We start from the raw sequence: 19,299 nt of genomic DNA on the forward strand, positions 1-19,299 counted from the left end.
CGCTGCGGGCCCGGTCCAGGTTGCCGAGGCACAACGCCAGGACGCCGAGTTCGTGCAGGAAGTACGCCTCCTCGGCCACCTCCCCGGCGAGCCGGGCGGCCTCCTGGCCGACGCGCAGCGCGCGCTCCCACGCGCTCCAGTGCATGGCGGCGGCGAGGACGGGCGCCACCGTACGGGCCAGGAGCACGGCGGCGCTCGTGTGCCCGCCGTCGCGGGCGGCGCTCAGGGCGGCCAGGATGGCCTCCGCCTCGGCCGCGACGCGCCGCGGGGTGACCGAGGGGTGCCCGGCCCACCAGGCGTAGTGCTGGGCGGCGGCCAGCGCCTGCGGGGAGCCCTCGGTGGCGGCCTCGGCGGCCAGTCCGTCCGCGAGGGCCAGTTGCCGGCCCACGCCCGCCGCGAGGCGGTGGTGTGCGGCTACGGGGACGGCGAGCCCGACGGCCACGATCTCGCCGAGCGCGGCGTCGCCGTGGGTGTCGCCGACGAGTGCCGGCAGGTGCGACTGGTGCGGGCACTCGCCGCCCAGGGCCACCGCGAAGCGCAGCGCCTCCTGTGCCGAGGTGCCCAGGCGGGAGGCGAGCAGGGCGGCGGGCGCGGCGCTCTCGGCGAGCGAGGGCAGCGGCACGTGCGAGGCCGACGCGCCCGGCTCGGCGTCGAAGGGCGCGTCGACGGGGAGTTCGTCCGCCGGGTCCACGTCGCCCCACACGGACTCGTCGGCCGCGAGGATCTCCGCCCCGAGCGCGTCGCGCTGCCGCAGCAGGGCACCGGCCTGGACGAAGCGCAGCGGCAGGCCCTCGGACTCGAACCACAGGTCGGCCGCCCAGGCGGTCTCCTCCTCCACCAGGGGGCGGCCCGCGGAGAGCTCCAGCAGTTCCAGGCAGGCGACCCGGGTCAGTCCGGGGAGGAAGACCTCCTCCACCAGGGAGTCGGTGGCGGGGGCCGGCACGTCGGGCGTGGCGGACAGCACGAAGGCGCACTCCGGCGCCGCCGCGAGCAGCTCCTCCAGGGATGCGCCGCCGAACTCCAGGTCGTCCAGGACGACGACCGCGCCGACGTCGCGCAGCAGCTCCAGCAGACGGCCGCGGCCGGGGCGGTAGTCCTCGGTGTCGTAGACGGTGCCGAAGAGCTCCTGGAGCAGGTCGCCGGGGGTCCGCCGGTAGCCGGAGAGCCGGATCACGCCGTCGGGGGCGAGGCCCTCGCAGGCCTCGGCGACCGCGTCGAGCAGCACGCTGCGGCCGGCGCCGGAGGGCCCGGTGACGCGCACCGAGCGGCCCCGGGACAGCAGCCGCACCAGGCGCTCGCGCTCCTCCTCGCGCTCCAGCAGCGGGAGATGGGGCATGTGCGGTCCCGGCGGCACCGTCGGCCGGGCGGCGGCGGTCAGCGTGGCGCGCTCCTCCGCCGCGCGCCGGACGGGCGCGGGCAGGTCGCCCGGGGCGAGGGAGCTGACCTCGCTGCCGTCGACGGGGTTGAGGGTCAGCCTGCAGTCACCCACGACGAGTTCGACGACGCGTGGCGCGTCGCCGTCCGCCGTGCCCGCCCCGACCTCGAGGGCGAGCGGGTCGCGCGGCGGACGGCCGCCGCGCGGGGCCGGCGCGGTGCCGTCCTCCGCGCCCGCGGCCGGCGTGGCGTCGGCAAAGCTCGTGGAGTCCTGTTGTGCGCCGTACTCGTCACCGGTCATGTCGGGTCCGTGTGGGTCCATTAGTCTCCGCCCCCATGTGCGTCGCAGCGGGGCCCCACCGGGCCCGCGGTTCCGCCGTTGGACCGGTCCGGCTCCCCTCCTCGGCGTACGGGGTTGAGGCACGCCGGAACCGAACCCTAAACCTTCCCACAGTATGTGCGAAGCCCAGGGCGGCCATGCCGCCCTTGCGTCCGAATCTGTCCGGGGTTGCCGCTTCCGTATCGGCGCGCCCGGTGGGTGCGCTAGGTCCGCGGCAGTGCTTCTGCCGCGATACCCCCCTCGATGACCAGGATGCGGTGCAGCCGCGTGGCGACCAGAAGTCGCTGCATCTGCGCGGGCACGCCCCGCAGGACGAGACGCCGGTCCGCGCGGCCGCAGCGGCGGTGCGCCCCCATGATGACGCCCAGGCCGGTCGCGTCCCAGGAGTCGAGTTCGGTCAGGTCGAGCACGAGATCTCCGTGGCCGCCGTCCACCGCGCCGTGCAGGACCTTGCGGGCGTCCGCCGCGGTGCGGACGTCGAGGCGGCCCCCGACGACCAGCTCGGCGTGATCGCCCCTGATGTGCATTACGCCTCCCCGTGGAGTGAATGGGTGGAACTGCCGTGGTTCTACGTAACTGACGGTCCGTCGTACGAAGAGGTTGCCGTCTGTGAGCGAACCGATACCGAATTCACCCTTGCGAGTGACAGAAGGCGTCCGAGGGGCCCAGCCCGCCGGTCATCAGCACCGGGCCGGACCCGCCGGGTTGACGTACCGTCAGTACCGGTAGAAGCCCTCGCCGCTCTTGCGGCCGAGCGCGCCCGCGTCGACCATGCGCCGCATGAGCTCCGGCGGGGCGAACTTCTCGTCCTGGGACTCGGTGTAGATGTTGTCGGCGGCGTGCAGCAGGATGTCGACACCCGTGAGGTCGGCGGTCGCCAGCGGGCCCATCGCGTGACCGAAACCGAGCTTGCAGGCGACGTCGATGTCCTCGGCCGTGGCGACGCCCGACTCGTAGAGCTTGGTGGCCTCGACGACGAGCGCCGCGATCAGCCGGGTGGTGACGAAGCCGGCCACGTCCCGGTTGACGACGATGGTCGTCTTGCCGATCTCCTCGGCGAAGGCCCTGGCGCGCGCCAGGGTCTCGTCGCTGGTCTTGTAGCCGCGGACCAGCTCGCACAGCTGCATGAGCGGGACCGGCGAGAAGAAGTGGGTGCCGACCACGCTCTCCGGGCGCTCGGTCACCGCCGCGATCTTGGTGATCGGGATGGCGGAGGTGTTGGAGGCCAGTACCGCGTCCGCCTTGGTGATCTTGTCGAGGGCGCGGAAGATCTCCTGCTTGACCTCGATCTTCTCGAAGACGGCCTCGACGACGATGTCGGCGTCGGCGGCCGCGTCCAGGTCGGTGGTGGTGGTGATGCGCGCGAGCGCGGCGGCCGCGTCCTCGGCCGCGAGCTTGCCCTTGGCGACGAACTTCTCGTAGGACGCCTCGATACCGCCCCTGCCGCGGGCCAGCGCCTCGTCCGTGATGTCACGCAGGACGACCTCGTAACCCGCCTGTGCGGACACCTGCGCGATGCCGGAGCCCATCAGGCCGGCTCCGATGACGGCGAGCTTCTTCGCCACGGCACACACCTATCTTCTCGATGCTGTTGCCGGGACCTTAACGTCGCTTCACAGCGGAGCGCAGCAGGAAGAGAGGCGGGTCACCCTGTGTCCTTCGTCGCACAGTTGGGAGCCCCGGCGCCCAGTTGCTGCCCCGCCGCGTCCAGTTTGACCGGTACCGCCCCCGGAGTCGGCTTCCGGCTCCCCCGCCACGGCACCGCCACGGGGCGCGTCCCGGGCGCGGCCGAGACTACGCTCGGCACATGGTCAATCTGACGCGCATCTACACGCGGACCGGGGACGACGGCACCACCGCCCTCGGCGACATGAGCCGCACGGCCAAGACCGACAGCCGCATCTCGGCCTACGCGGACGCCAACGAGGCGAACGCGGCGATCGGCGTGGCACTCGCGCTCGGCGCGCTCCCGCAGGAGGTCGCGACCGTCCTCGTACGGGTCCAGAACGACCTCTTCGACGTCGGCGCCGACCTCGCGACGCCCGTCGTCCCCGACCCCAAGTACCCGCCGCTGCGCGTCGAGCAGTCCTATGTGGACCGGCTGGAGGCGGACTGCGACCGCTTCCTGGAGGAGCTGGAGAAGCTGCGCAGCTTCATCCTGCCCGGCGGCGCCCCGGGCGCCGCGCTGCTCCACCAGGCGTGCACGGTGGTCCGCCGCGCCGAGCGGTCCACGTGGGCCGCGCTGGAGGAGCATGGCGAGACGATGAACCCGCTCACCTCCACCTACCTCAACCGGCTGTCCGACCTGCTGTTCATCCTGGCCCGCACGGCCAACAAGGAGGTCGGCGACGTGCTGTGGGTGCCCGGCGAGAACCGCTGACCCCGCCCGCTCACTCGCGGGGCCGGGCGGCCGGCTCCCGCTTGGGCCACAGCGTGTAGCTCGCCGCGACGACGGCGTGGATCCCGGCCGTCGCCACCATCCGCACCTGCCACTCCCGCAGGGCCGCCGTGCGTCCGGCGTCCGCGACGAGCCGGACGGCGAGTCGCAGCAGGGCGGCGGCGACGGCCGCGGACACCGCGGTACGGCCGAGCAGCCGCCACTCGTGCACGGCCCGGGCCCTGCCGTACCGCGGCGCGGGCGGCGGCTTGGGCCCGCCCGAGAAGCGGTGCGCGAAGCGGGCGTCGGCCCGGCGGACGACCGAGTGGCCGTAGCCGGCCGAGAAGCCGACGTACACGGCGGCCAGAGCGTGCCGGGCACCGGCCGTACCACCCTCGCGCAGGTCGGCCGCGGCGACGGCCAGCAGCACCACGTCCACCAGGGGCACGCACACCAGCAGCGCCGCTCCGGCCCGGGGCCGGCGCAGCAGGTAGCGCACGGCGAGCCCGGCGCCGAGCAGCACCCAGAAGGCGATCTCGCACCCGATGATCAGGGTCACCAGCATGCGGCAAGGCTCCCCCACCGCCTTGGCGGAGTGCGTCGTCCGCGCTGACGAGACCCGGCTGCATCCTTCGGTGTACCCGGCGGCTCCGACCACCGGCCGACGTGCACCGCCCGCGCCGCGTGCTGGGATGGCCCCATGACGACCACCGCCGCCCGCCGCCCGCACCGCGACGACGTGCTGATCGCCGCTTCCGGGCTCGCGGGCGGCCTGGCGATGTGGGCGTTCGGGCTCTACACCCACTCCGGGAACCACCCGGCGGGCGACCGCCCCTGGCTGCCGCTGCTCCCCCTGGTGGTCATGGCCGGATGCGAACTGCTGCGGCGGACCGCGCCCCGCGTCGCGATCGTCGTCGGCGCACTCACCGTCTGCGCGGACTTCGTGATCGGTTCGCTGCTGGTGACCGTGCTGATGTTCACCGACCTGGTGTACGCCGCCGTCCTGTACGGGCCGAAGCGGCTGAGCCGGGTCGTGCCGGTCGTCAGCGTGCTCACCACGGCCGCGCTCACCGCCACCGCCGTGGCGGTGCAGCCGGTCGCCGAGTCCCTGCTGATCGGTGTGGTCGGCGCCCTGGTCTCGGTGGCCCCCGCCTCGACGGGCGTGATCGTGCGCCGGCACCGCGACGAGGCCGCCGCCGAACGGCTGCGCGCGGAGCAGACCGCGCTCCTCGCCGAGCTGGACCGCCGGGAGGCGGTGGGCCGCGAGCGGGCCCGGATGGCCCGCGAACTGCACGACATGGTGGCGGGCCACCTGTCCGCGATCGCCATCCACTCCACCGCCGCGCTGTCCCTGGACCGCCACGAGGGCCCGGCCCGCGACGCGCTCACGGTGATCCGGGAGAACAGCGTGGAGGGCCTGTCGGAGATGCGCCGGCTGATCGGGCTGCTGCGCGACTCGGCCGGCGAGGACGGCGAGCCGGCGCCCGTTCCGCGGCTGGCCGGCCTGGACGCGCTCCTGGAGCAGATGCGCGCGGCGGCCCCGCACTCTGACTTCGTGCTGCGCGACGAGCGCCCCGGGGGCGCCGGCGCGCTCCCCGCGCCGGTGGAGCTGGCGGCCTACCGGATCGTGCAGGAGTCCCTGACCAACGTCCTGAAGCACGCGGCGCCCGGCGAGGTGCCCGTCATGCTGGCGCAGGACGGCAGGGCGCTGACGGTGACCGTGGCGAGCCCCTGCCGCAGCGGCGCCGCGGGGGACCGGCCCGGCCCCCGGGCTCCCGGCTCCGGCAGCGGGCTGATCGGGATGCGGGAACGCACGGAGCTGCTCGGGGGCACCTTCGAGGCGGGCCGGGAGGGAACGACATGGCGGGTGAGGGCGGTACTGCCCATGGAGGGGAGCGCATGATCCGGGTGGTGGTCGCCGAGGACCAGTCCGCGGTACGGGCGGGGCTGGTGCTCATCCTGAGGTCGGTGCCCGACATCGAGGTGGTCGGTGAGGCGGCCGACGGGGAGGCCGCGGTCCGCGCCGCCCGCGAGCTGCGACCCGACGTGATCCTCATGGACCTGCAGATGCCGCGGATGGACGGGGTGTCCGCGACCCGGGAGATCGTCGCGCAGGGGCTGGCCGACGTCCTCGTCCTCACCACCTTCGACCTGGACGAGTACGTCTTCGGGGCGCTGCGCGCGGGCGCCGCCGGTTTCCTGCTCAAGGACACCGAGGCGGACCGGCTGATCGAGGGCGTCCGGCTGGTGGCCCGCGGCGAGGGGATGATCGCGCCCGCCGTGACCCGCAGGCTGATCGGCGAGTTCGCCCGCCCCCGGCCTCGTCCCGCCTCCGATCACGCGGCGCTGGGAACGCTGACGCCGCGGGAGCGGGAGGTGCTGGCCTGCGTGGGCCAGGGCCTGTCCAACGCGGAGATCGCGGCCCGGCTGGAGATGGCGGAGGCCACGGCGAAGACCCACGTCAGCCGCATGCTGGCCAAACTGGAGCTGCGCAGCCGCGTGCAGGCCGCGGTTCTGGCGCAGGAGTTGGGGCTGACCGCGGGGCCGTAGCGCCGTCGCCGTCAGGCGACGTTGACCCTCTGCCCGGGAGGAGCGGCCTCGAGCCAGGCGAGGAAGCCGGTGAGCGCGTCGTCGCTCATGGCGAGTTCCAGACGGGTGCCGCGGTGCTCGCAGACCAGGATGACGGCGTCGGAGAGGAGCGCCAGCTCCTCCTGGCCTTCGGGGAGGCGGCGGTTCAGCACCTCGATGGCGGAGCGCTCCAGCACCCGGCGCGGCCGGGGAGCGTAGGAGAAGACCCGGAACCACTCGATCCGGTCACCGCTGTAGCGGGCCACGCCGTACGCCCAGCCCTTGCCGGAGGGTTCGTCGGTGCCGGTGGGCGGCATCCGCAGACTGCAGTCGAACGTGCCGCCGGGCCGCTGGATCAGCCGGCGTCGCAGCCCGAAGACGAACAGCCCCAGCAGCGCCACCGCCACCAGGGCCCCGCACACCTGAAAAGCGAGGATCACTCCCACCGACCTCCTCGCTCCACATCACGAATGGGGTTACTGCAGCCGCGGGACACCCTCACGGGCCTCCCGCGGCTCATGGCCCAGTGGGCCGGATGCTCAGCGCGACCCGCTGGTCGCGGCGATCAGCCGGACCTCGGCCCGGCGCTCACCGGCGGCGTCGGCCTCGGCCTTCGCGCGCTCCAGAGCCCGCTCCGCACGCTGGACGTCGATCTCGTCCGCGAGCTCGGCGATCTCCGCGAGCACCGACAGCTTGTTGTCCGAGAAGGAGACGAAGCCGCCGTGCACCGCGGCGACGACGGTGCCGCCCTCGCTGGTGCGGATCGTCACCGGACCGGACTGGAGCACGCCCAGGAGCGGCTCGTGGTTCGGCATGACGCCGATGTCGCCGGACTCGGTGCGTGCGACGACAAGTGTGGCCTCGCCGGACCAGACACTGCGGTCCGCTGCGACCAGCTCGACGTGCAGCTCAGCCAAGATGGCTCCTCGGGTCGGCACCCACCGCCGTCCGGCGGGTGCATGAAACAAAGGATAACGGGGGTGCGGCAAGGGGGCGGACACAGGGTCCGCCCCCTGCCACGGTGAGCCGTCAGGCGACGGGCGTCAGCTGACGCCGAGCTCGCGGGCGTTGCGCTCGAGGTCCTCGATGCCGCCGCACATGAAGAACGCCTGCTCAGGGAAGTGGTCGTACTTGCCGTCGGCGATGGCGTTGAACGCGGCGATCGACTCGTCCAGCGGGACGTCGGAGCCGTCGATACCGGTGAACTGCTTCGCCGCGTGGGTGTTCTGCGACAGGAAGCGCTCGATACGGCGGGCGCGGTGGACGGTGAGCTTGTCCTCCTCGCCCAGCTCGTCGATACCGAGGATCGCGATGATGTCCTGGAGGTCCTTGTACTTCTGCAGGATCCCCTTGACGCGCATGGCGCACGCGTAGTGGTCCTCCGCGATGTAGCGCGGGTCCAGGATGCGGGACGTCGAGTCCAGCGGGTCCACCGCCGGGTAGATGCCCTTCTCCGAGATCGGACGCGACAGAACGGTCGTCGCGTCCAGGTGGGCGAAGGTGGTCGCCGGCGCCGGGTCGGTCAGGTCGTCCGCGGGGACGTAGATCGCCTGCATCGAGGTGATCGAGTGACCACGGGTCGAGGTGATGCGCTCCTGGAGGAGGCCCATCTCGTCCGCCAGGTTCGGCTGGTAGCCCACCGCGGAGGGCATGCGGCCGAGCAGCGTGGAGACCTCGGAGCCGGCCTGGGTGAAGCGGAAGATGTTGTCGATGAAGAACAGCACGTCCTGCTTCTGCACATCGCGGAAGTACTCCGCCATGGTCAGACCGGCAAGCGCCACGCGCAGACGGGTGCCCGGGGGCTCGTCCATCTGGCCGAAGACCAGCGCGGTCTTGTCCAGGACGCCGGACTCCTCCATCTCCTGGATCAGGTCGTTGCCCTCACGGGTGCGCTCGCCGACGCCGGCGAACACGGAAACGCCCTCGTGCAGCTTCGCCACACGCATGATCATTTCCTGGATGAGGACGGTCTTGCCGACACCGGCACCACCGAACAGACCGATCTTGCCGCCCTTGACGTACGGGGTCAGCAGGTCGACGACCTTCAGGCCGGTCTCGAACATCTCGGTCTTGGACTCGAGGTCCTCGAACCTCGGGGCCTTGCGGTGGATCGCCCAGCGCTCGCCGACGTTGGCGTTCTCCTCGGGGACGTTCAGCACCTCGCCGAGGGTGTTGAACACCTTGCCCTTGGTGAAGTCGCCGACCGGGACGGTGATGCCGTCGCCGGTGTCGGTCACCGGGGCCTGGCGGACCAGGCCGTCGGTGGGCTGCATGGAGATGGCGCGGACCAGGCCGTCACCCAGGTGCTGGGCGACCTCGAGGGTCAGCGTCTTCTTCTTGCCGGCCTCGGCCGGGTCGGCGACCTCGACGGTGAGGGCGTTGTAGATCTCCGGCATGGCGTCGACGGGGAACTCCACGTCGACGACCGGGCCGATGACCCGGGCGACGCGGCCCGTGGCAGCGGCCGTCTCAACAGTGGTGGTCATGATTAGTCACTCCCCGCAGACGCGTCGGCCAGGGCGCTGGAGCCACCGACGATCTCGCTGATTTCCTGGGTGATTTCGGCCTGGCGGGCCTGGTTGGCAAGCCGCGTGAGCGTCCTGATGAGCTCCTCGGCGTTGTCGGTCGCCGACTTCATCGCGCGGCGGCGGGCGGCGTGCTCGGAAGCGGCACCCTGCAGCAGCGCGTTGTAGATCCGGCTCTCGACGTACCGCGGCAGCAGCGCGTCCAGGACGCCCTCAGCCGACGGCTCGAAGTCGTACAGGGGGAGGATCTCCCCCTCCTTGCGGGCCTCGCCACCGGTCGCGTCGGCGAGCGAGAGCGGCAGCAGCCGCTTCTCCACCGGCGCCTGCGTCAGCATCGACACGAACTCCGTGAAGACGATGTGCAGCTCGTCCACGCCGCCGTCCGCGGTGTCCTTGAGGACCGCCGCGATCAGCGGGTCGGCGACCGACTTGGCGTCCGCGTAGGTCGGCTTGTCGGTGAACCCGGTCCACGAGTCCGCGACCGGGCGCTCACGGAAGCCGTAGTACGCCACGCCCTTGCGGCCGACGATGTAGTGGACGACCTCCTTCCCCTCCGCGCGCAGCTGCTCGGTCAGCCGGTCCGCCGCCTTGATGGCGTTGGACGAGTAGCCGCCGGCCAGACCGCGGTCGCTCGTGACGAGCAGCACCGCGGCACGCGTCGGGTTCTCGGTCTCCGTGGTCAGCGGGTGGTTCGTGTTGGAACCGGTCGCGACCGCAGCCACCGCGCGGGTGAGCTCATCGGCGTACGGGGACGAGGCGTGGACCTGGCGCTGGGCCTTGACGATCCGGGACGCGGAGATCATCTCCATCGCCTTCGTGATCTTCTTGGTCGCGGTGACGGACTTGATGCGGCGCTTGTATACCCGAAGCTGGGCGCCCATGCTCAGCCCTCACCCAGCAGCTTGCCGTCCGAGGTCTCGAACTGCTTCTTGAACTCCGCCACCGCGTCGGTCAGGGCCTCGACGGTGTCGTCGCCGAGCTTGCCGGTCTCGGCGATGCTCAGCAGGAGGTCCTTCTTCTCGCGACGGAGGTAGTCCAGCAGCTCGCGCTCGAAGCGGCGGATGTCCTCGACGGGCACGTCGTCCAGCTTGCCGGTGGTGCCGGCCCAGATCGAGACGACCTGGTCCTCGATCGGGAACGGCGCGTACTGGCCCTGCTTCAGCAGCTCGACCATGCGCTTGCCGCGCTCCAGCTGCGCCTTGGAGGCCGCGTCCAGGTCGGAACCGAAGGCGGCGAACGCCTCCAGCTCGCGGTACTGGGCGAGGTCCACGCGCAGGCGGCCGGCGACCGACTTCATGGCCTTGATCTGCGCCGAGCCACCGACTCGGGAGACCGAGATACCGACGTTCAGCGCCGGGCGCTGGCCCGCGTTGAACAGGTCGGACTCCAGGAAGCACTGGCCGTCGGTGATGGAGATGACGTTGGTCGGGATGAACGCCGAGACGTCGTTGGCCTTGGTCTCGACGACCGGCAGACCGGTCATCGAGCCGGCACCCAGCTCGTCGGAGAGCTTGGCGCAGCGCTCCAGCAGGCGGGAGTGCAGGTAGAAGACGTCACCCGGGTAGGCCTCACGGCCCGGCGGGCGGCGCAGCAGCAGGGAGACGGCGCGGTAGGCGTCGGCCTGCTTGGACAGGTCGTCGAAGACGATCAGGACGTGCTTGCCGTCGTACATCCAGTGCTGGCCGATGGCCGAGCCGGTGTACGGGGCGAGGTACTTGAAGCCGGCCGGGTCGGACGCCGGGGCCGCCACGATCGTGGTGTACTCCAGGGCGCCGGCCTCCTCCAGCGCGGCGCGCACGCCGGCGATGGTGGAGCCCTTCTGGCCGATGGCGACGTAGATGCAGCGGACCTGCTTCTTGGGGTCGCCGGAACGCCAGTTGTCGCGCTGGTTGATGATCGTGTCGATCGCCAGGGCGGTCTTGCCCGTCTGGCGGTCGCCGATGATCAGCTGACGCTGACCGCGACCGATCGGGGTCATCGCGTCGACGGCCTTGAGGCCGGTCTGCATCGGCTCGTGCACGGACTTACGGGCCATGACGCCGGGAGCCTGGAGCTCCAGGGCGCGGCGGCCGTCGGTCTCGATCTCGCCGAGGCCGTCGATCGGGTTGCCGAGCGGGTCGACGACGCGACCCAGGTATCCCTCGCCGACCGCGACCGAGAGCACCTCACCGGTGCGCTGCACCGGCTGGCCCTCCTCGATGCCGCTGAACTCGCCGAGGACGATCGCACCGATCTCGCGCTCCTCGAGGTTGAGGGCGAGACCGAGGGTGCCGTCCTCGAACTTCAGCAGCTCGTTCGCCATGACCGAGGGCAGACCCTCGACCTTGGCGATACCGTCGCCGGCCAGGCTGACCGTTCCGACCTCCTCGCGCGAGGCCGCGTCCGGCTTGTACGACTGGACGAAGTTCTCCAGCGCGTCCCGGATCTCCTCCGGCCGGATCGTGAGCTCCGCCATCTGGGTTCCCTGCTCTCCTTGTTGGGCCCGAAGTATTCGCTACGGCCCAACTCGGGCCGCTGATACTGCTCTTTGAGTTGGTGGCTGGTTCAGCCGGCCATCCGCCGGCTCGCCTCTTCGAGGCGGTCCGCGATGGTCCCGTCGATGACCTCGTCGCCGACCCGAACCGAGATGCCGCCGCGGACCGCGGGGTCCACGTCGAGGTTCAGGTGCACCTGCCGGCCGTAGATCTTGGCCAGCGCGGCGCCGAGGCGCTGCTTCTGCCGGTCGCTCAGCGGTACCGCCGAGACCACGACCGCAACCGTGCGGTTACGCCGCGTCGCCGCCAGCTTGGACAGGGCGTCGATCCCTGCCTCCAGGCTACGGCCTCGCGGGTGGGTCACGAGACGGATCACGATCCGCTCGGTGACCTGGTTGGCGCGGCCGCCCAGCAGCGAGTGCAGCAGGGCCGCCTTGGCCTGGGTCCCCGCGGCGCGGTCGGTCAGCGCCGCCCGCAGCTCGCTGCTGCCGGAGACGATGCGGCCGAAGCGGAACAGCTCGTCCTCGACGTCGTCGAGGACGCCCGCACGCTCCGCGGCGATCAGGTCGGCGCTGTAGGACAGCTCCTCCAGCGCGTCGGCCAGATCACGCGACTGCGACCAGCGGCTGCGGACCATGCCCGAGACCAGGTCGGACGTCTCGCCGCCGATCTGCCCGCCGAGGACCGCCTGCGCCAGGCCCGCCTTGGCCTCACCCGGCTGGGCCGGGTCGGTCAAGGCGCGGCGCAGCGAACCCTCGCGGTCGAGCAGCCCCGTGACGGCGGCCAGCTCCTCGGCGAGCTTCGCCGCGTCGGCGGACGTGTTGTCCGCCAGCGCGTCGAGGCGCTCGCGCGCGGTGGCCAGTGCCTCGCGGCTCGCTCCGTTCATCGCGCGGCCTCGGCCTTCTCCTCGAGCTCGTCGAGGAAGCGGTCGATCACGCGGCTCTGGCGGACGGTGTCCTCGAGGGACTCACCGACGATCTTGCCGGCCAGGTCGGTGGCGAGCTTGCCCACGTCCTGGCGCAGGGCGTGCGCGGCGGACCTGCGGTCGGCCTCGATCTGGGCGTGGCCGGCCGCGATGATCTCCTCGCGCTGCCGCTGGCCTTCCGCACGCATCTCGGCGATGAGCGCGGCGCCCTGCTCCTGCGCCTCCTGGCGCAGACGCGCGGCCTCGTGACGGGCCTCGGCGAGCGAGTCCTTGTACTCCTCGAGGGTCCGCTGAGCCTCGGCCTGTGCGGCCTCGGCCTTCTCCATGCCGCCCTCGATGGCCTCGCGACGCTCGTCCAGAACCTTATTGATGTTCGGGAGCAGCTTCTTGGCGAGGAAGAAGAAGACGATGGCGAAGGCGATGAGACCGATGACGAGCTCTGGGATCGGCGGGATGAGGGGGTTCTCCGCCTCCTCGGCCGCCAGCTGTGCCAGGGCGTTCACATCAGTGCCTTCCGTCGAAAGGGGTTGTCTCGTCAGCCCGGACTCAGGAGGTCGGGTAGACGAACGGCATGACCAGACCGATCAGCGCGAGCGCCTCACAGAAGGCGAAGCCGAGGATCTGGTTGGCGCGGATCAGGCCGGCGGCCTCGGGCTGGCGGGCCAGCGCCTGCGTACCGTTGCCGAAGATGATGCCGATGCCGACGCCGGGGCCGATGGCCGCGAGGCCGTAGCCGATGGAGCCCAGGTTGCCGAGGATCTGGGTGGCGGCGAGGTTCACAGCGGACATGCTGTTTCTTCCTTCTCTTTCACGGACCGGTGGGGGTTGGCCACCGGACAATCGGGGGGCTGTGCGTCGTGCGGGTGCTCAGTGGTGCTCGGCGAGCGCGCCCTGGACGTAGGAGCAGGCCAGCAGCACGAAGACGTACGCCTGGACGGCCTGGATGAAAAGCTCGAAGGCGGTCATGACGATGACCATCACGAACGAGACACCGGCGTAGGCGATGCCGATCCCGTTGAGCAGGTACCAGCTGGCGATGGTGAACAGCAGCAGCAGGACGTGACCCGCGAACATGTTGGCGAACAGTCGCACCGCGTGGGTGAACGGCCGGACGATCACGTTGGAGAGGAACTCCAGGCCGACGACCATCGGCAGCACCGCGCCGAGGTTCTTGTCGTAGCCCGTGATGTTCTTCCAGCCGCCGACGAAGCCGTGCTTCTTGAAGGTCAGCGACATCCACGTGACGTAGACGATCGCGGCGAGCGCGGCCGGGTAGCTGATGATCGCCGTGACGGGGAACTGGGCGATCGGCACGATCGACCACAGATTCATGATCCAGACGAAGAAGAACAGCGCGACCATGAAGGGCACGTACTTCTCGCCGTCACGCTTGCCGATCGTCTCGTAGACGATCCCGCGGCGCACGAAGTCGTAGCCGGCCTCGGCGACCATCTGCAGCTTGCCGGGGACGATCTTCGGCTTGGCGAAGGCAGCCCAGAAGAAGCCGACGATCACGATGCTGCCCAGCAGCGCCAGCAGCATCGTCTTGTTGAAGTAGGCGCTGCTGTCCGCGTCGCCGATCAGCGGCTTGAAGAGGAAGGAGTGCAGGCCGGGGGCCGGGAAGCCGCACCCGTCGAAGATGTGGCAGTTCGTCTCGAAGGCGAGCGTCGTTACATCACTCACCGAGAGCTCCTTCAGCGTGGCGCATAGGTACGGCAACCTCTACGTGTCGGCGCGGCACGTGGCCACGGAACGGCACTGGACTGGTCTTACGGATGTGGGGGCGGCGGGTGGGCGCTGAGCCGAAGGGCTGTTGCGAAGGCATGACTGCCACCCGCGCCAGCTCTGCCGCAGTTGAGACCGGACGATAGCAAACGAGCGACAGCTCGCTCGCACCGGCCCCGCTGTTCACGGTGAGGTTCCGGCGGATCCGGGCTCCACGTACAGCATCTTGGTCTTCATATGAGCACGGGCCTGGGCGGCGATCCACACCAGGGTCGTACCGAGCAGGGTGAAGGCGAACACCTGGGTGTCGAACAGCGTCGTGTGCTTGAACACCGCCAGCACGATGGCGAGCAGCAGCAGCTGCACGGTGTAGAGCATCAGGCCCATCGCCTGGAACAGCGAGGGGTAGGAACGGGCGGTGCGCTGAAGCACCGTCAGACCGATTCCCATGAACGCGATCACCACCACCGCGCCGAATCCCGCGCCGATCGCGCCCTTGCCGCCCGCGAGCACGCTGGAGACAGCGACCGCGATCACCCCCGCGGCAGCGGCGGGCACGGCGCAGTTCAGGAGCGTTCGGACGTCGTTGGACTGCATGGCGGCAGCTCCTCCGGCGAGGTTGGGAGTACAGGGGTCGTCGAGGACGAGCGTAGCCCGGCGGCGGGGACATGCCTCACGCCGGAAGACCATCGCACTAGGGTCTTTCGGCTTGACTCCGGGTTCTCGTGAACGGTATCACAAACTATTTGATGAGGTCTTTACCCGGTTCGTGTGTGACCTGTCACACGGAAGGAGTGTTCCTCGCGGCGTCTTCCTGACGCCGCAACACGGGTGTGCTATCGAGCGGCCGACCTACGGGCGGCTGCCCGCGCCCCGGCCGGCGTCCACCAGGGACCGTGCGCTGAGCGCGGTCGCGCCGTTGACGCCGGGGGCCTCCCCCGCGGCGATCGTGGCCGCCGCGGCGGCGTGCGCCTCCCGCGCGGCCTCCACCCGGGTACGCCGGTAGCGCGGTGGGACGAACGCCTCGGCCCAGCGCGGGGCGCGGGGCCGGAAGCGCGGCAGGAGCAGGGCGATCAGCCCCATCCCGCTCAGGGTGACGATGCCCAGGACGATCCACAGGCTGGAGGAGTTCACCGAGAAGGCGACCGCGCCGAAGGAGATCAGCGCGGACCAGAAGTACATGATCCACACGGCCCGGCTGTGCGAGTGCCCGATGTCCAGCAGCCGGTGGTGCAGGTGACCGCGGTCGGCCGCGAACGGCGACTGCCCGTTCCAGGTACGGCGCACGATGGCCAGCACCAGGTCGGCCGCCGGGATCGCGATGAGCGTCAGCGGCAGCAGCAGCGGCATGAAGACCGGCACCATGGTGTGCGTGGTGTCCCGGGTCGAACCGGTGAGGTTGGTGATGGCGTCCGGGTCGGTCTGACCGGTGATGGAGATCGCGCCGGAGGCCAGCACCAGGCCGATCAGCATCGAGCCCGAGTCGCCCATGAAGATCCGCGCGGGGTGGAGGTTGTGCGGCAGGAAGCCCAGGCACATCCCGATGAGGATCGCGCTGAACAGCGTCGCGGGGGCGGCGGCCTCGATGCCGTAGCCGTACCAGATGCGGTAGGCGTACATGAAGAACGCGACCGCGGCGATGCACACCATTCCGGACGCGAGCCCGTCGAGTCCGTCGACGAAGTTCACCGCGTTGATCGTGATCACGACCAGGGCCACGGTCAGCAGGGTCGACTGCACCGGTGTGAGCGAGACGATGCCCTTGCCCGGGACCGGCAGCCACAGCACGGTCAGGCCCTGCAGCACCATCACGCCGGCCGCGATCATCTGCGCGCCCAGCTTGATCAGGGCGTCCACGCCCCACTTGTCGTCCAGCACGCCCAGCAGCCAGATCAGTCCGGCACCGGAGAGCAGTGCCCGCGGCTCGTTGGAGAGCTCGAAGACGCTCTTGAGGTTCGTCAGGTGGGCGGCCACCAGCAGGCCCGCGCACAGGCCGCCGAACATGGCGATGCCCCCGAGGCGTGGCGTGGGTTCTCGGTGGACGTCACGATCACGGATCTCGGGCATGGCGCCCGCCGCGATGGCGAACTTCCGTACCGGCCCCGTGAGGAGGTAGGTCACGGCAGCTGCCACGCAGAGGGTCAAGAGGTACTCGCGCACGGCCACACCCTATTCGCGTCCGGGTGGCGACTGTAAACACAGACGTAGACTCACAGCGGGTACCCAGGGTTGCACACGCCACTGCCGGCTTCGGCCCGGGCCCCCTGTGAAGCGCGTCTCAGCCGGGGTACGGCGGGAATGCCTCCACCAGTTCCGCGACCTCGGCCGCCAGTCCCCGCTCCTCCCGCAGCGCCCGCACGATCAGGTCCGCGACCTGCGGCATCTGCTTCTCGCGCATCCCCTGCGTGGTCACCGACGCGGTGCCCAGCCGGATGCCGGATCCGGCCGCGCAGGGCTGCGTGTCGTAGGGGAGCGTGTACTTGTCCAGCACGATCCCGGCGGCCGCGCACAGCCCCCGGGCGCGCATCCCGGTGACCCCCAGGGCCGACACGTCGGCGGCGATCAGGTGCGTGTCCGTGCCGCCGGTGGCGACGCGCAGGCCGTTCGCGGCGAGCGCGCCGGCCAGCGTGCGGGCGTTGGCGACGACCTGGTGGGCGTAGAGCGCGAACTCCGGCCGCGCCGCCTCGGCCAGGGCCGCTGCCTTCGCCGCGACGGCGTGCATGTGCGGGCCGCCCTGCGAGAAGGGGAACACCGCCCGGTCGATGCGCTGGGCCAGGTCCGCGCCGCACAGGATCATCCCGCCGCGCGGCCCGCGCAGCGTCTTGTGCGTGGTGGCGCACACCACGTCGGCGTACGGCACGGGGTTGGGCGCGGCGCCCCCGGCGACCAGGCCGAGCGTGTGCGCGGCGTCCACGATGAGGTACGCGCCGACGTCGTCCGCGATCTCCCGGAAGGCGGCGTAGTCGATGTGCCGTGGGTAGGCGATGCCTCCGCAGACGATCGCCTTCGGCCGGTTGCGGTGGGCCAGCGCCCGCACCTGCTCGTAGTCGATCAGGCCGCCCTCCTCGAAGGTCTCGCCCCGCGTCACCCCGTAGCCGACGATGTGGAACCAGCGGCCGGAGAAGTTCGACTCGGATCCGTGGGTGAGGTGGCCGCCGTGGGCCAGCGACATCGCCAGGACGGTGTCCCCGGGGACCAGGAGGGCCGCGTAGGCGGCCAGCACGGCGGAGGAGCCGGAGTAGGGCTGCACGTTCGCGTGCGGGGCCCCGAACAGCCGTGTGGCCCTTTCCACGGCCAGCCGCTCGGCCAGGTCCACCAGCTCGCACCCGGCGTGGTGGCGGTGACCGGGGTACCCCTCGGCGTACTTGTTGGCGAGCGGCGAGCCGAGGGCGGTCAGCACGGCCGGGGAGGTGAAGTTCTCGCCCGCGATCAACTGCAGGCACGAGGCCTGCCGCTGGGCCTCGCCGAGGAGGATGTCGGCCAGCTCGGGGTCATGGGCGCGCAGCTCGTCGAGGCCGGCGGCCCCGGCCGGGAGCGTGGGGGTGACTATGTCGGGTGAAGACGCTTCCGCGGTGGGCATGACGGCGCTCCCGGGGGCGGCGGCTGGGAAGGTTCTCACCTGCCACTGTCGCACCCTCCGGGACATTTCGCGCCGCTTTGTGCTCCACCGGGGGCCGCGTACCTCGTGGTGAGACCTTCCGCCGGGGGCGGTCAGGCGGTGGGCGCCGGAACCCCGGTGAGCGCGGTCAGGACGGGGTCCAGCGCGTCGTGGATCTCCTCACCGATGCTGCGGAAGAACGTCAGCGGGGCGCCGTACGGGTCGTACACCTCGTCGGCGTCGGCGGTGGGCGCCAGCAGCCACCCGCGCAGGGCGGCGGCAGCGCGCACCAGGGACCGCGCGCGCTCGGTCACGCTGCCCTCCGGCAGCGTCGCCGGGTCTATCGCCTTCACCAGGCGGGTGAACTCCTTGAGCGTGAAGGTGCGCAGACCCGCCGCGTGCCCCATGGAGATCACCTGGGCGCGGTGGTCGCGGGTCGCGGTCAGCACCAGGTCGGCGTCGATCACGTGGTCGTCCAGGAGCTCGCGCCCGAGGAAACCCGTCGGGTCGGCGGCGTACTCGGCGAGCACCGTGGCGGCGTGCGCCTCCATCGGCGCGCCCTCGTGCCCCCAGGTGCCGGCGCTCTCCACGACGATCCCGGCGGCGCCGTCACCGAGCCGCAGCGTCAGCTCGTGCCGGGTCAGCCGCTCGGCCATGGGCGAGCGGCAGACGTTGCCGGTGCAGACGTGGAGGATGCGGAACGGGCGCTCGCCGTGATCCCACTGCCCGGGTATGGGCGGTGTCAATTGCCGACCTCCAGGTCGGGTACGACCTCACGGAGCTGCTCCGCGCTGAGCGCGCCCGCCCGCAGCAGCACGGGCACCTTGCCGGTGACGTCCACGATCGAGGACGGCACGGCCGCGGGCGTCGGACCGCCGTCGAGGTAGACCGCGACGGAGTCGCCGAGCATCTCCTGCGCCGCGTCGCAGTCCTGCGGCGAGGGGTGACCGGTCAGGTTGGCGCTGGAGACGGCCATCGGGCCGGTCTCGGTCAGCAGTTCGATGGCGACCGGGTGCAGCGGCATGCGGACGGCGACGGTGCCACGCGTGTCCCCCAGGTCCCACTGGAGCGACGGCTGGTGACGGGCGACGAGGGTGAGCGCGCCCGGCCAGAAGGCGTCGACCAGCTCCCACGCCTGCTCGCTGAAGTCGGTGACCAGGCCGTGCAGGGTGTTCGGGGAGCCGACCAGCACCGGCGAGGGCATGGTGCGGCCCCGGCCCTTGGCCTCCAGCAGGTCGCCGACGGCCTCGGCGTTGAACGCGTCCGCGCCGATCCCGTAGACGGTGTCGGTGGGCAGCACCACGAGCTCGCCGCGGCGTACGGCGGACGCGGCCTCGCGCAGTCCGGCAACCCGGTCCGTCGCGTCCGAGCAGTCGTAACGCCGTGCCATCAG

At 71.4% G+C, this 19,299-nt stretch carries 21 protein-coding genes; 3 read left to right on the forward strand and 18 right to left on the reverse strand.

The window, feature by feature from the left end; genetic code table 11:
- The 3 genes from AC3EUJ_RS26690 to AC3EUJ_RS26700 form a co-directional block, all read right to left on the reverse strand.
- Positions 1-1,696: P-loop NTPase family protein (locus AC3EUJ_RS26690; RefSeq protein ID WP_488180969.1), on the reverse strand; the 1,696-nt coding region annotated here is incomplete at its 3' end.
- Between the two features lie 221 nt (positions 1,697-1,917).
- Positions 1,918-2,241, reverse strand: a complete 324-nt coding sequence (locus AC3EUJ_RS26695; protein ID WP_431965619.1) for an STAS domain-containing protein — start codon at positions 2,239-2,241, stop codon at positions 1,918-1,920.
- Between the two features lie 189 nt (positions 2,242-2,430).
- Complete coding sequence (locus AC3EUJ_RS26700) at positions 2,431-3,279, reverse strand: 3-hydroxyacyl-CoA dehydrogenase family protein (RefSeq protein ID WP_431965621.1); 849 nt, start codon at positions 3,277-3,279, stop codon at positions 2,431-2,433.
- A 242-nt stretch (positions 3,280-3,521) separates the two neighbouring features.
- Here AC3EUJ_RS26700 and AC3EUJ_RS26705 point away from each other — a divergent pair, with 242 nt between their 5' ends.
- On the forward strand, positions 3,522-4,094 hold the full coding sequence (locus AC3EUJ_RS26705) for a cob(I)yrinic acid a,c-diamide adenosyltransferase (protein ID WP_431965623.1): 573 nt from the start codon (positions 3,522-3,524) through the stop codon (positions 4,092-4,094).
- 10 nt (positions 4,095-4,104) lie between these two features.
- On the opposite strand, the gene AC3EUJ_RS26710 is transcribed toward AC3EUJ_RS26705, so the two are convergent.
- Entirely contained in the window at positions 4,105-4,656 is a 552-nt protein-coding gene (locus tag AC3EUJ_RS26710; RefSeq protein ID WP_431965625.1) for a hypothetical protein, read from the reverse strand.
- A 135-nt stretch (positions 4,657-4,791) separates the two neighbouring features.
- Between AC3EUJ_RS26710 and AC3EUJ_RS26715 the strand changes: the two genes are divergently transcribed.
- Positions 4,792-5,994 carry a sensor histidine kinase gene (locus AC3EUJ_RS26715; protein WP_431965627.1) on the forward strand — a complete coding sequence of 401 codons (1,203 nt, stop codon included), beginning with the start codon at positions 4,792-4,794 and terminating at the stop codon, positions 5,992-5,994.
- Entirely contained in the window at positions 5,991-6,641 is a 651-nt protein-coding gene (locus tag AC3EUJ_RS26720) for a response regulator (protein ID WP_431965629.1), read from the forward strand. The genes AC3EUJ_RS26715 and AC3EUJ_RS26720 overlap by 4 nt, the downstream gene beginning before the upstream one ends.
- An 11-nt stretch (positions 6,642-6,652) precedes the next feature.
- Here AC3EUJ_RS26720 and AC3EUJ_RS26725 read toward each other — a convergent pair whose 3' ends face one another.
- The 14 genes from AC3EUJ_RS26725 to AC3EUJ_RS26790 all read right to left on the reverse strand — a co-directional run bounded on the left by AC3EUJ_RS26725 (position 6,653) and on the right by AC3EUJ_RS26790 (position 19,296).
- Positions 6,653-7,099 (reverse strand): DUF2550 domain-containing protein, encoded by a 447-nt coding sequence (locus AC3EUJ_RS26725; RefSeq protein WP_431965631.1) that lies wholly within the window; start codon positions 7,097-7,099, stop codon positions 6,653-6,655.
- Between the two features lie 99 nt (positions 7,100-7,198).
- Complete coding sequence (locus tag AC3EUJ_RS26730) at positions 7,199-7,579, reverse strand: F0F1 ATP synthase subunit epsilon (protein WP_431965726.1); 381 nt, start codon at positions 7,577-7,579, stop codon at positions 7,199-7,201.
- Between the two features lie 123 nt (positions 7,580-7,702).
- Entirely contained in the window at positions 7,703-9,145 is a 1,443-nt protein-coding gene (gene atpD, locus AC3EUJ_RS26735; RefSeq protein WP_431965633.1) for a F0F1 ATP synthase subunit beta, read from the reverse strand.
- 2 nt (positions 9,146-9,147) lie between these two features.
- Positions 9,148-10,065 (reverse strand): F0F1 ATP synthase subunit gamma, encoded by a 918-nt coding sequence (locus AC3EUJ_RS26740; protein ID WP_431965635.1) that lies wholly within the window; start codon positions 10,063-10,065, stop codon positions 9,148-9,150.
- A 2-nt stretch (positions 10,066-10,067) separates the two neighbouring features.
- On the reverse strand, positions 10,068-11,639 hold the full coding sequence (atpA, locus tag AC3EUJ_RS26745) for a F0F1 ATP synthase subunit alpha (protein ID WP_431965637.1): 1,572 nt from the start codon (positions 11,637-11,639) through the stop codon (positions 10,068-10,070).
- Positions 11,640-11,728: 89 nt separating this feature from the next.
- Positions 11,729-12,544, reverse strand: a complete 816-nt coding sequence (locus tag AC3EUJ_RS26750) for a F0F1 ATP synthase subunit delta (protein WP_431965639.1) — start codon at positions 12,542-12,544, stop codon at positions 11,729-11,731.
- Positions 12,541-13,086, reverse strand: a complete 546-nt coding sequence (locus AC3EUJ_RS26755; protein WP_431965641.1) for a F0F1 ATP synthase subunit B — start codon at positions 13,084-13,086, stop codon at positions 12,541-12,543. Before AC3EUJ_RS26755 ends, AC3EUJ_RS26750 begins: the two co-directional genes overlap by 4 nt.
- 43 nt (positions 13,087-13,129) lie before the next feature.
- Positions 13,130-13,372, reverse strand: a complete 243-nt coding sequence (gene atpE, locus AC3EUJ_RS26760) for an ATP synthase F0 subunit C (RefSeq protein WP_018563527.1) — start codon at positions 13,370-13,372, stop codon at positions 13,130-13,132.
- A 78-nt stretch (positions 13,373-13,450) separates the two neighbouring features.
- Positions 13,451-14,281, reverse strand: a complete 831-nt coding sequence (gene atpB, locus AC3EUJ_RS26765) for a F0F1 ATP synthase subunit A (protein ID WP_431965728.1) — start codon at positions 14,279-14,281, stop codon at positions 13,451-13,453.
- 210 nt (positions 14,282-14,491) lie between these two features.
- Complete coding sequence (locus AC3EUJ_RS26770) at positions 14,492-14,905, reverse strand: Cg1360 family ATP-synthase-associated protein (RefSeq protein WP_431965643.1); 414 nt, start codon at positions 14,903-14,905, stop codon at positions 14,492-14,494.
- Positions 14,906-15,160: 255 nt separating this feature from the next.
- Positions 15,161-16,468, reverse strand: coding sequence for an MraY family glycosyltransferase (locus AC3EUJ_RS26775; RefSeq protein WP_431965645.1), 1,308 nt, complete (start codon positions 16,466-16,468; stop codon positions 15,161-15,163).
- Positions 16,469-16,586: 118 nt separating this feature from the next.
- Positions 16,587-17,888, reverse strand: coding sequence for a serine hydroxymethyltransferase (locus AC3EUJ_RS26780; protein ID WP_431965647.1), 1,302 nt, complete (start codon positions 17,886-17,888; stop codon positions 16,587-16,589).
- 131 nt (positions 17,889-18,019) lie between these two features.
- Positions 18,020-18,652: an arsenate reductase/protein-tyrosine-phosphatase family protein gene (locus tag AC3EUJ_RS26785; RefSeq protein WP_319136372.1), complete on the reverse strand. Its 633-nt coding sequence runs from the start codon at positions 18,650-18,652 to the stop codon at positions 18,020-18,022.
- A complete protein-coding gene (locus AC3EUJ_RS26790; protein WP_431965649.1) occupies positions 18,649-19,296 on the reverse strand; it encodes an L-threonylcarbamoyladenylate synthase in 648 nt (215 codons plus the stop codon). Before AC3EUJ_RS26790 ends, AC3EUJ_RS26785 begins: the two co-directional genes overlap by 4 nt.
- Positions 19,297-19,299 lie beyond the last annotated feature (3 nt).

It is taken from the genome of Actinacidiphila sp. bgisy160 (assembly GCF_057707815.1).

What these genes read in the sequence shown, in the direction of transcription:
- AC3EUJ_RS26695 (WP_431965619.1), bottom strand. Translation starts at nt 2,241, where the DNA reads ATGCACATCAGGGGCGATCACGCCGAGCTGGTCGTCGGGGGCCGCCTC.
- AC3EUJ_RS26705 (WP_431965623.1), top strand. Translation starts at nt 3,522, where the DNA reads ATGGTCAATCTGACGCGCATCTACACGCGGACCGGGGACGACGGCACC.
- AC3EUJ_RS26710 (WP_431965625.1), bottom strand. Translation starts at nt 4,656, where the DNA reads ATGCTGGTGACCCTGATCATCGGGTGCGAGATCGCCTTCTGGGTGCTG.
- AC3EUJ_RS26715 (WP_431965627.1), top strand. Translation starts at nt 4,792, where the DNA reads ATGACGACCACCGCCGCCCGCCGCCCGCACCGCGACGACGTGCTGATC.
- AC3EUJ_RS26720 (WP_431965629.1), top strand. Translation starts at nt 5,991, where the DNA reads ATGATCCGGGTGGTGGTCGCCGAGGACCAGTCCGCGGTACGGGCGGGG.
- atpD (WP_431965633.1), bottom strand. Translation starts at nt 9,145, where the DNA reads ATGACCACCACTGTTGAGACGGCCGCTGCCACGGGCCGCGTCGCCCGG.
- AC3EUJ_RS26740 (WP_431965635.1), bottom strand. Translation starts at nt 10,065, where the DNA reads ATGGGCGCCCAGCTTCGGGTATACAAGCGCCGCATCAAGTCCGTCACC.
- atpA (WP_431965637.1), bottom strand. Translation starts at nt 11,639, where the DNA reads ATGGCGGAGCTCACGATCCGGCCGGAGGAGATCCGGGACGCGCTGGAG.
- AC3EUJ_RS26750 (WP_431965639.1), bottom strand. Translation starts at nt 12,544, where the DNA reads ATGAACGGAGCGAGCCGCGAGGCACTGGCCACCGCGCGCGAGCGCCTC.
- atpE (WP_018563527.1), bottom strand. Translation starts at nt 13,372, where the DNA reads ATGTCCGCTGTGAACCTCGCCGCCACCCAGATCCTCGGCAACCTGGGC.
- AC3EUJ_RS26770 (WP_431965643.1), bottom strand. Translation starts at nt 14,905, where the DNA reads ATGCAGTCCAACGACGTCCGAACGCTCCTGAACTGCGCCGTGCCCGCC.
- AC3EUJ_RS26780 (WP_431965647.1), bottom strand. Translation starts at nt 17,888, where the DNA reads ATGCCCACCGCGGAAGCGTCTTCACCCGACATAGTCACCCCCACGCTC.
- AC3EUJ_RS26790 (WP_431965649.1), bottom strand. Translation starts at nt 19,296, where the DNA reads ATGGCACGGCGTTACGACTGCTCGGACGCGACGGACCGGGTTGCCGGA.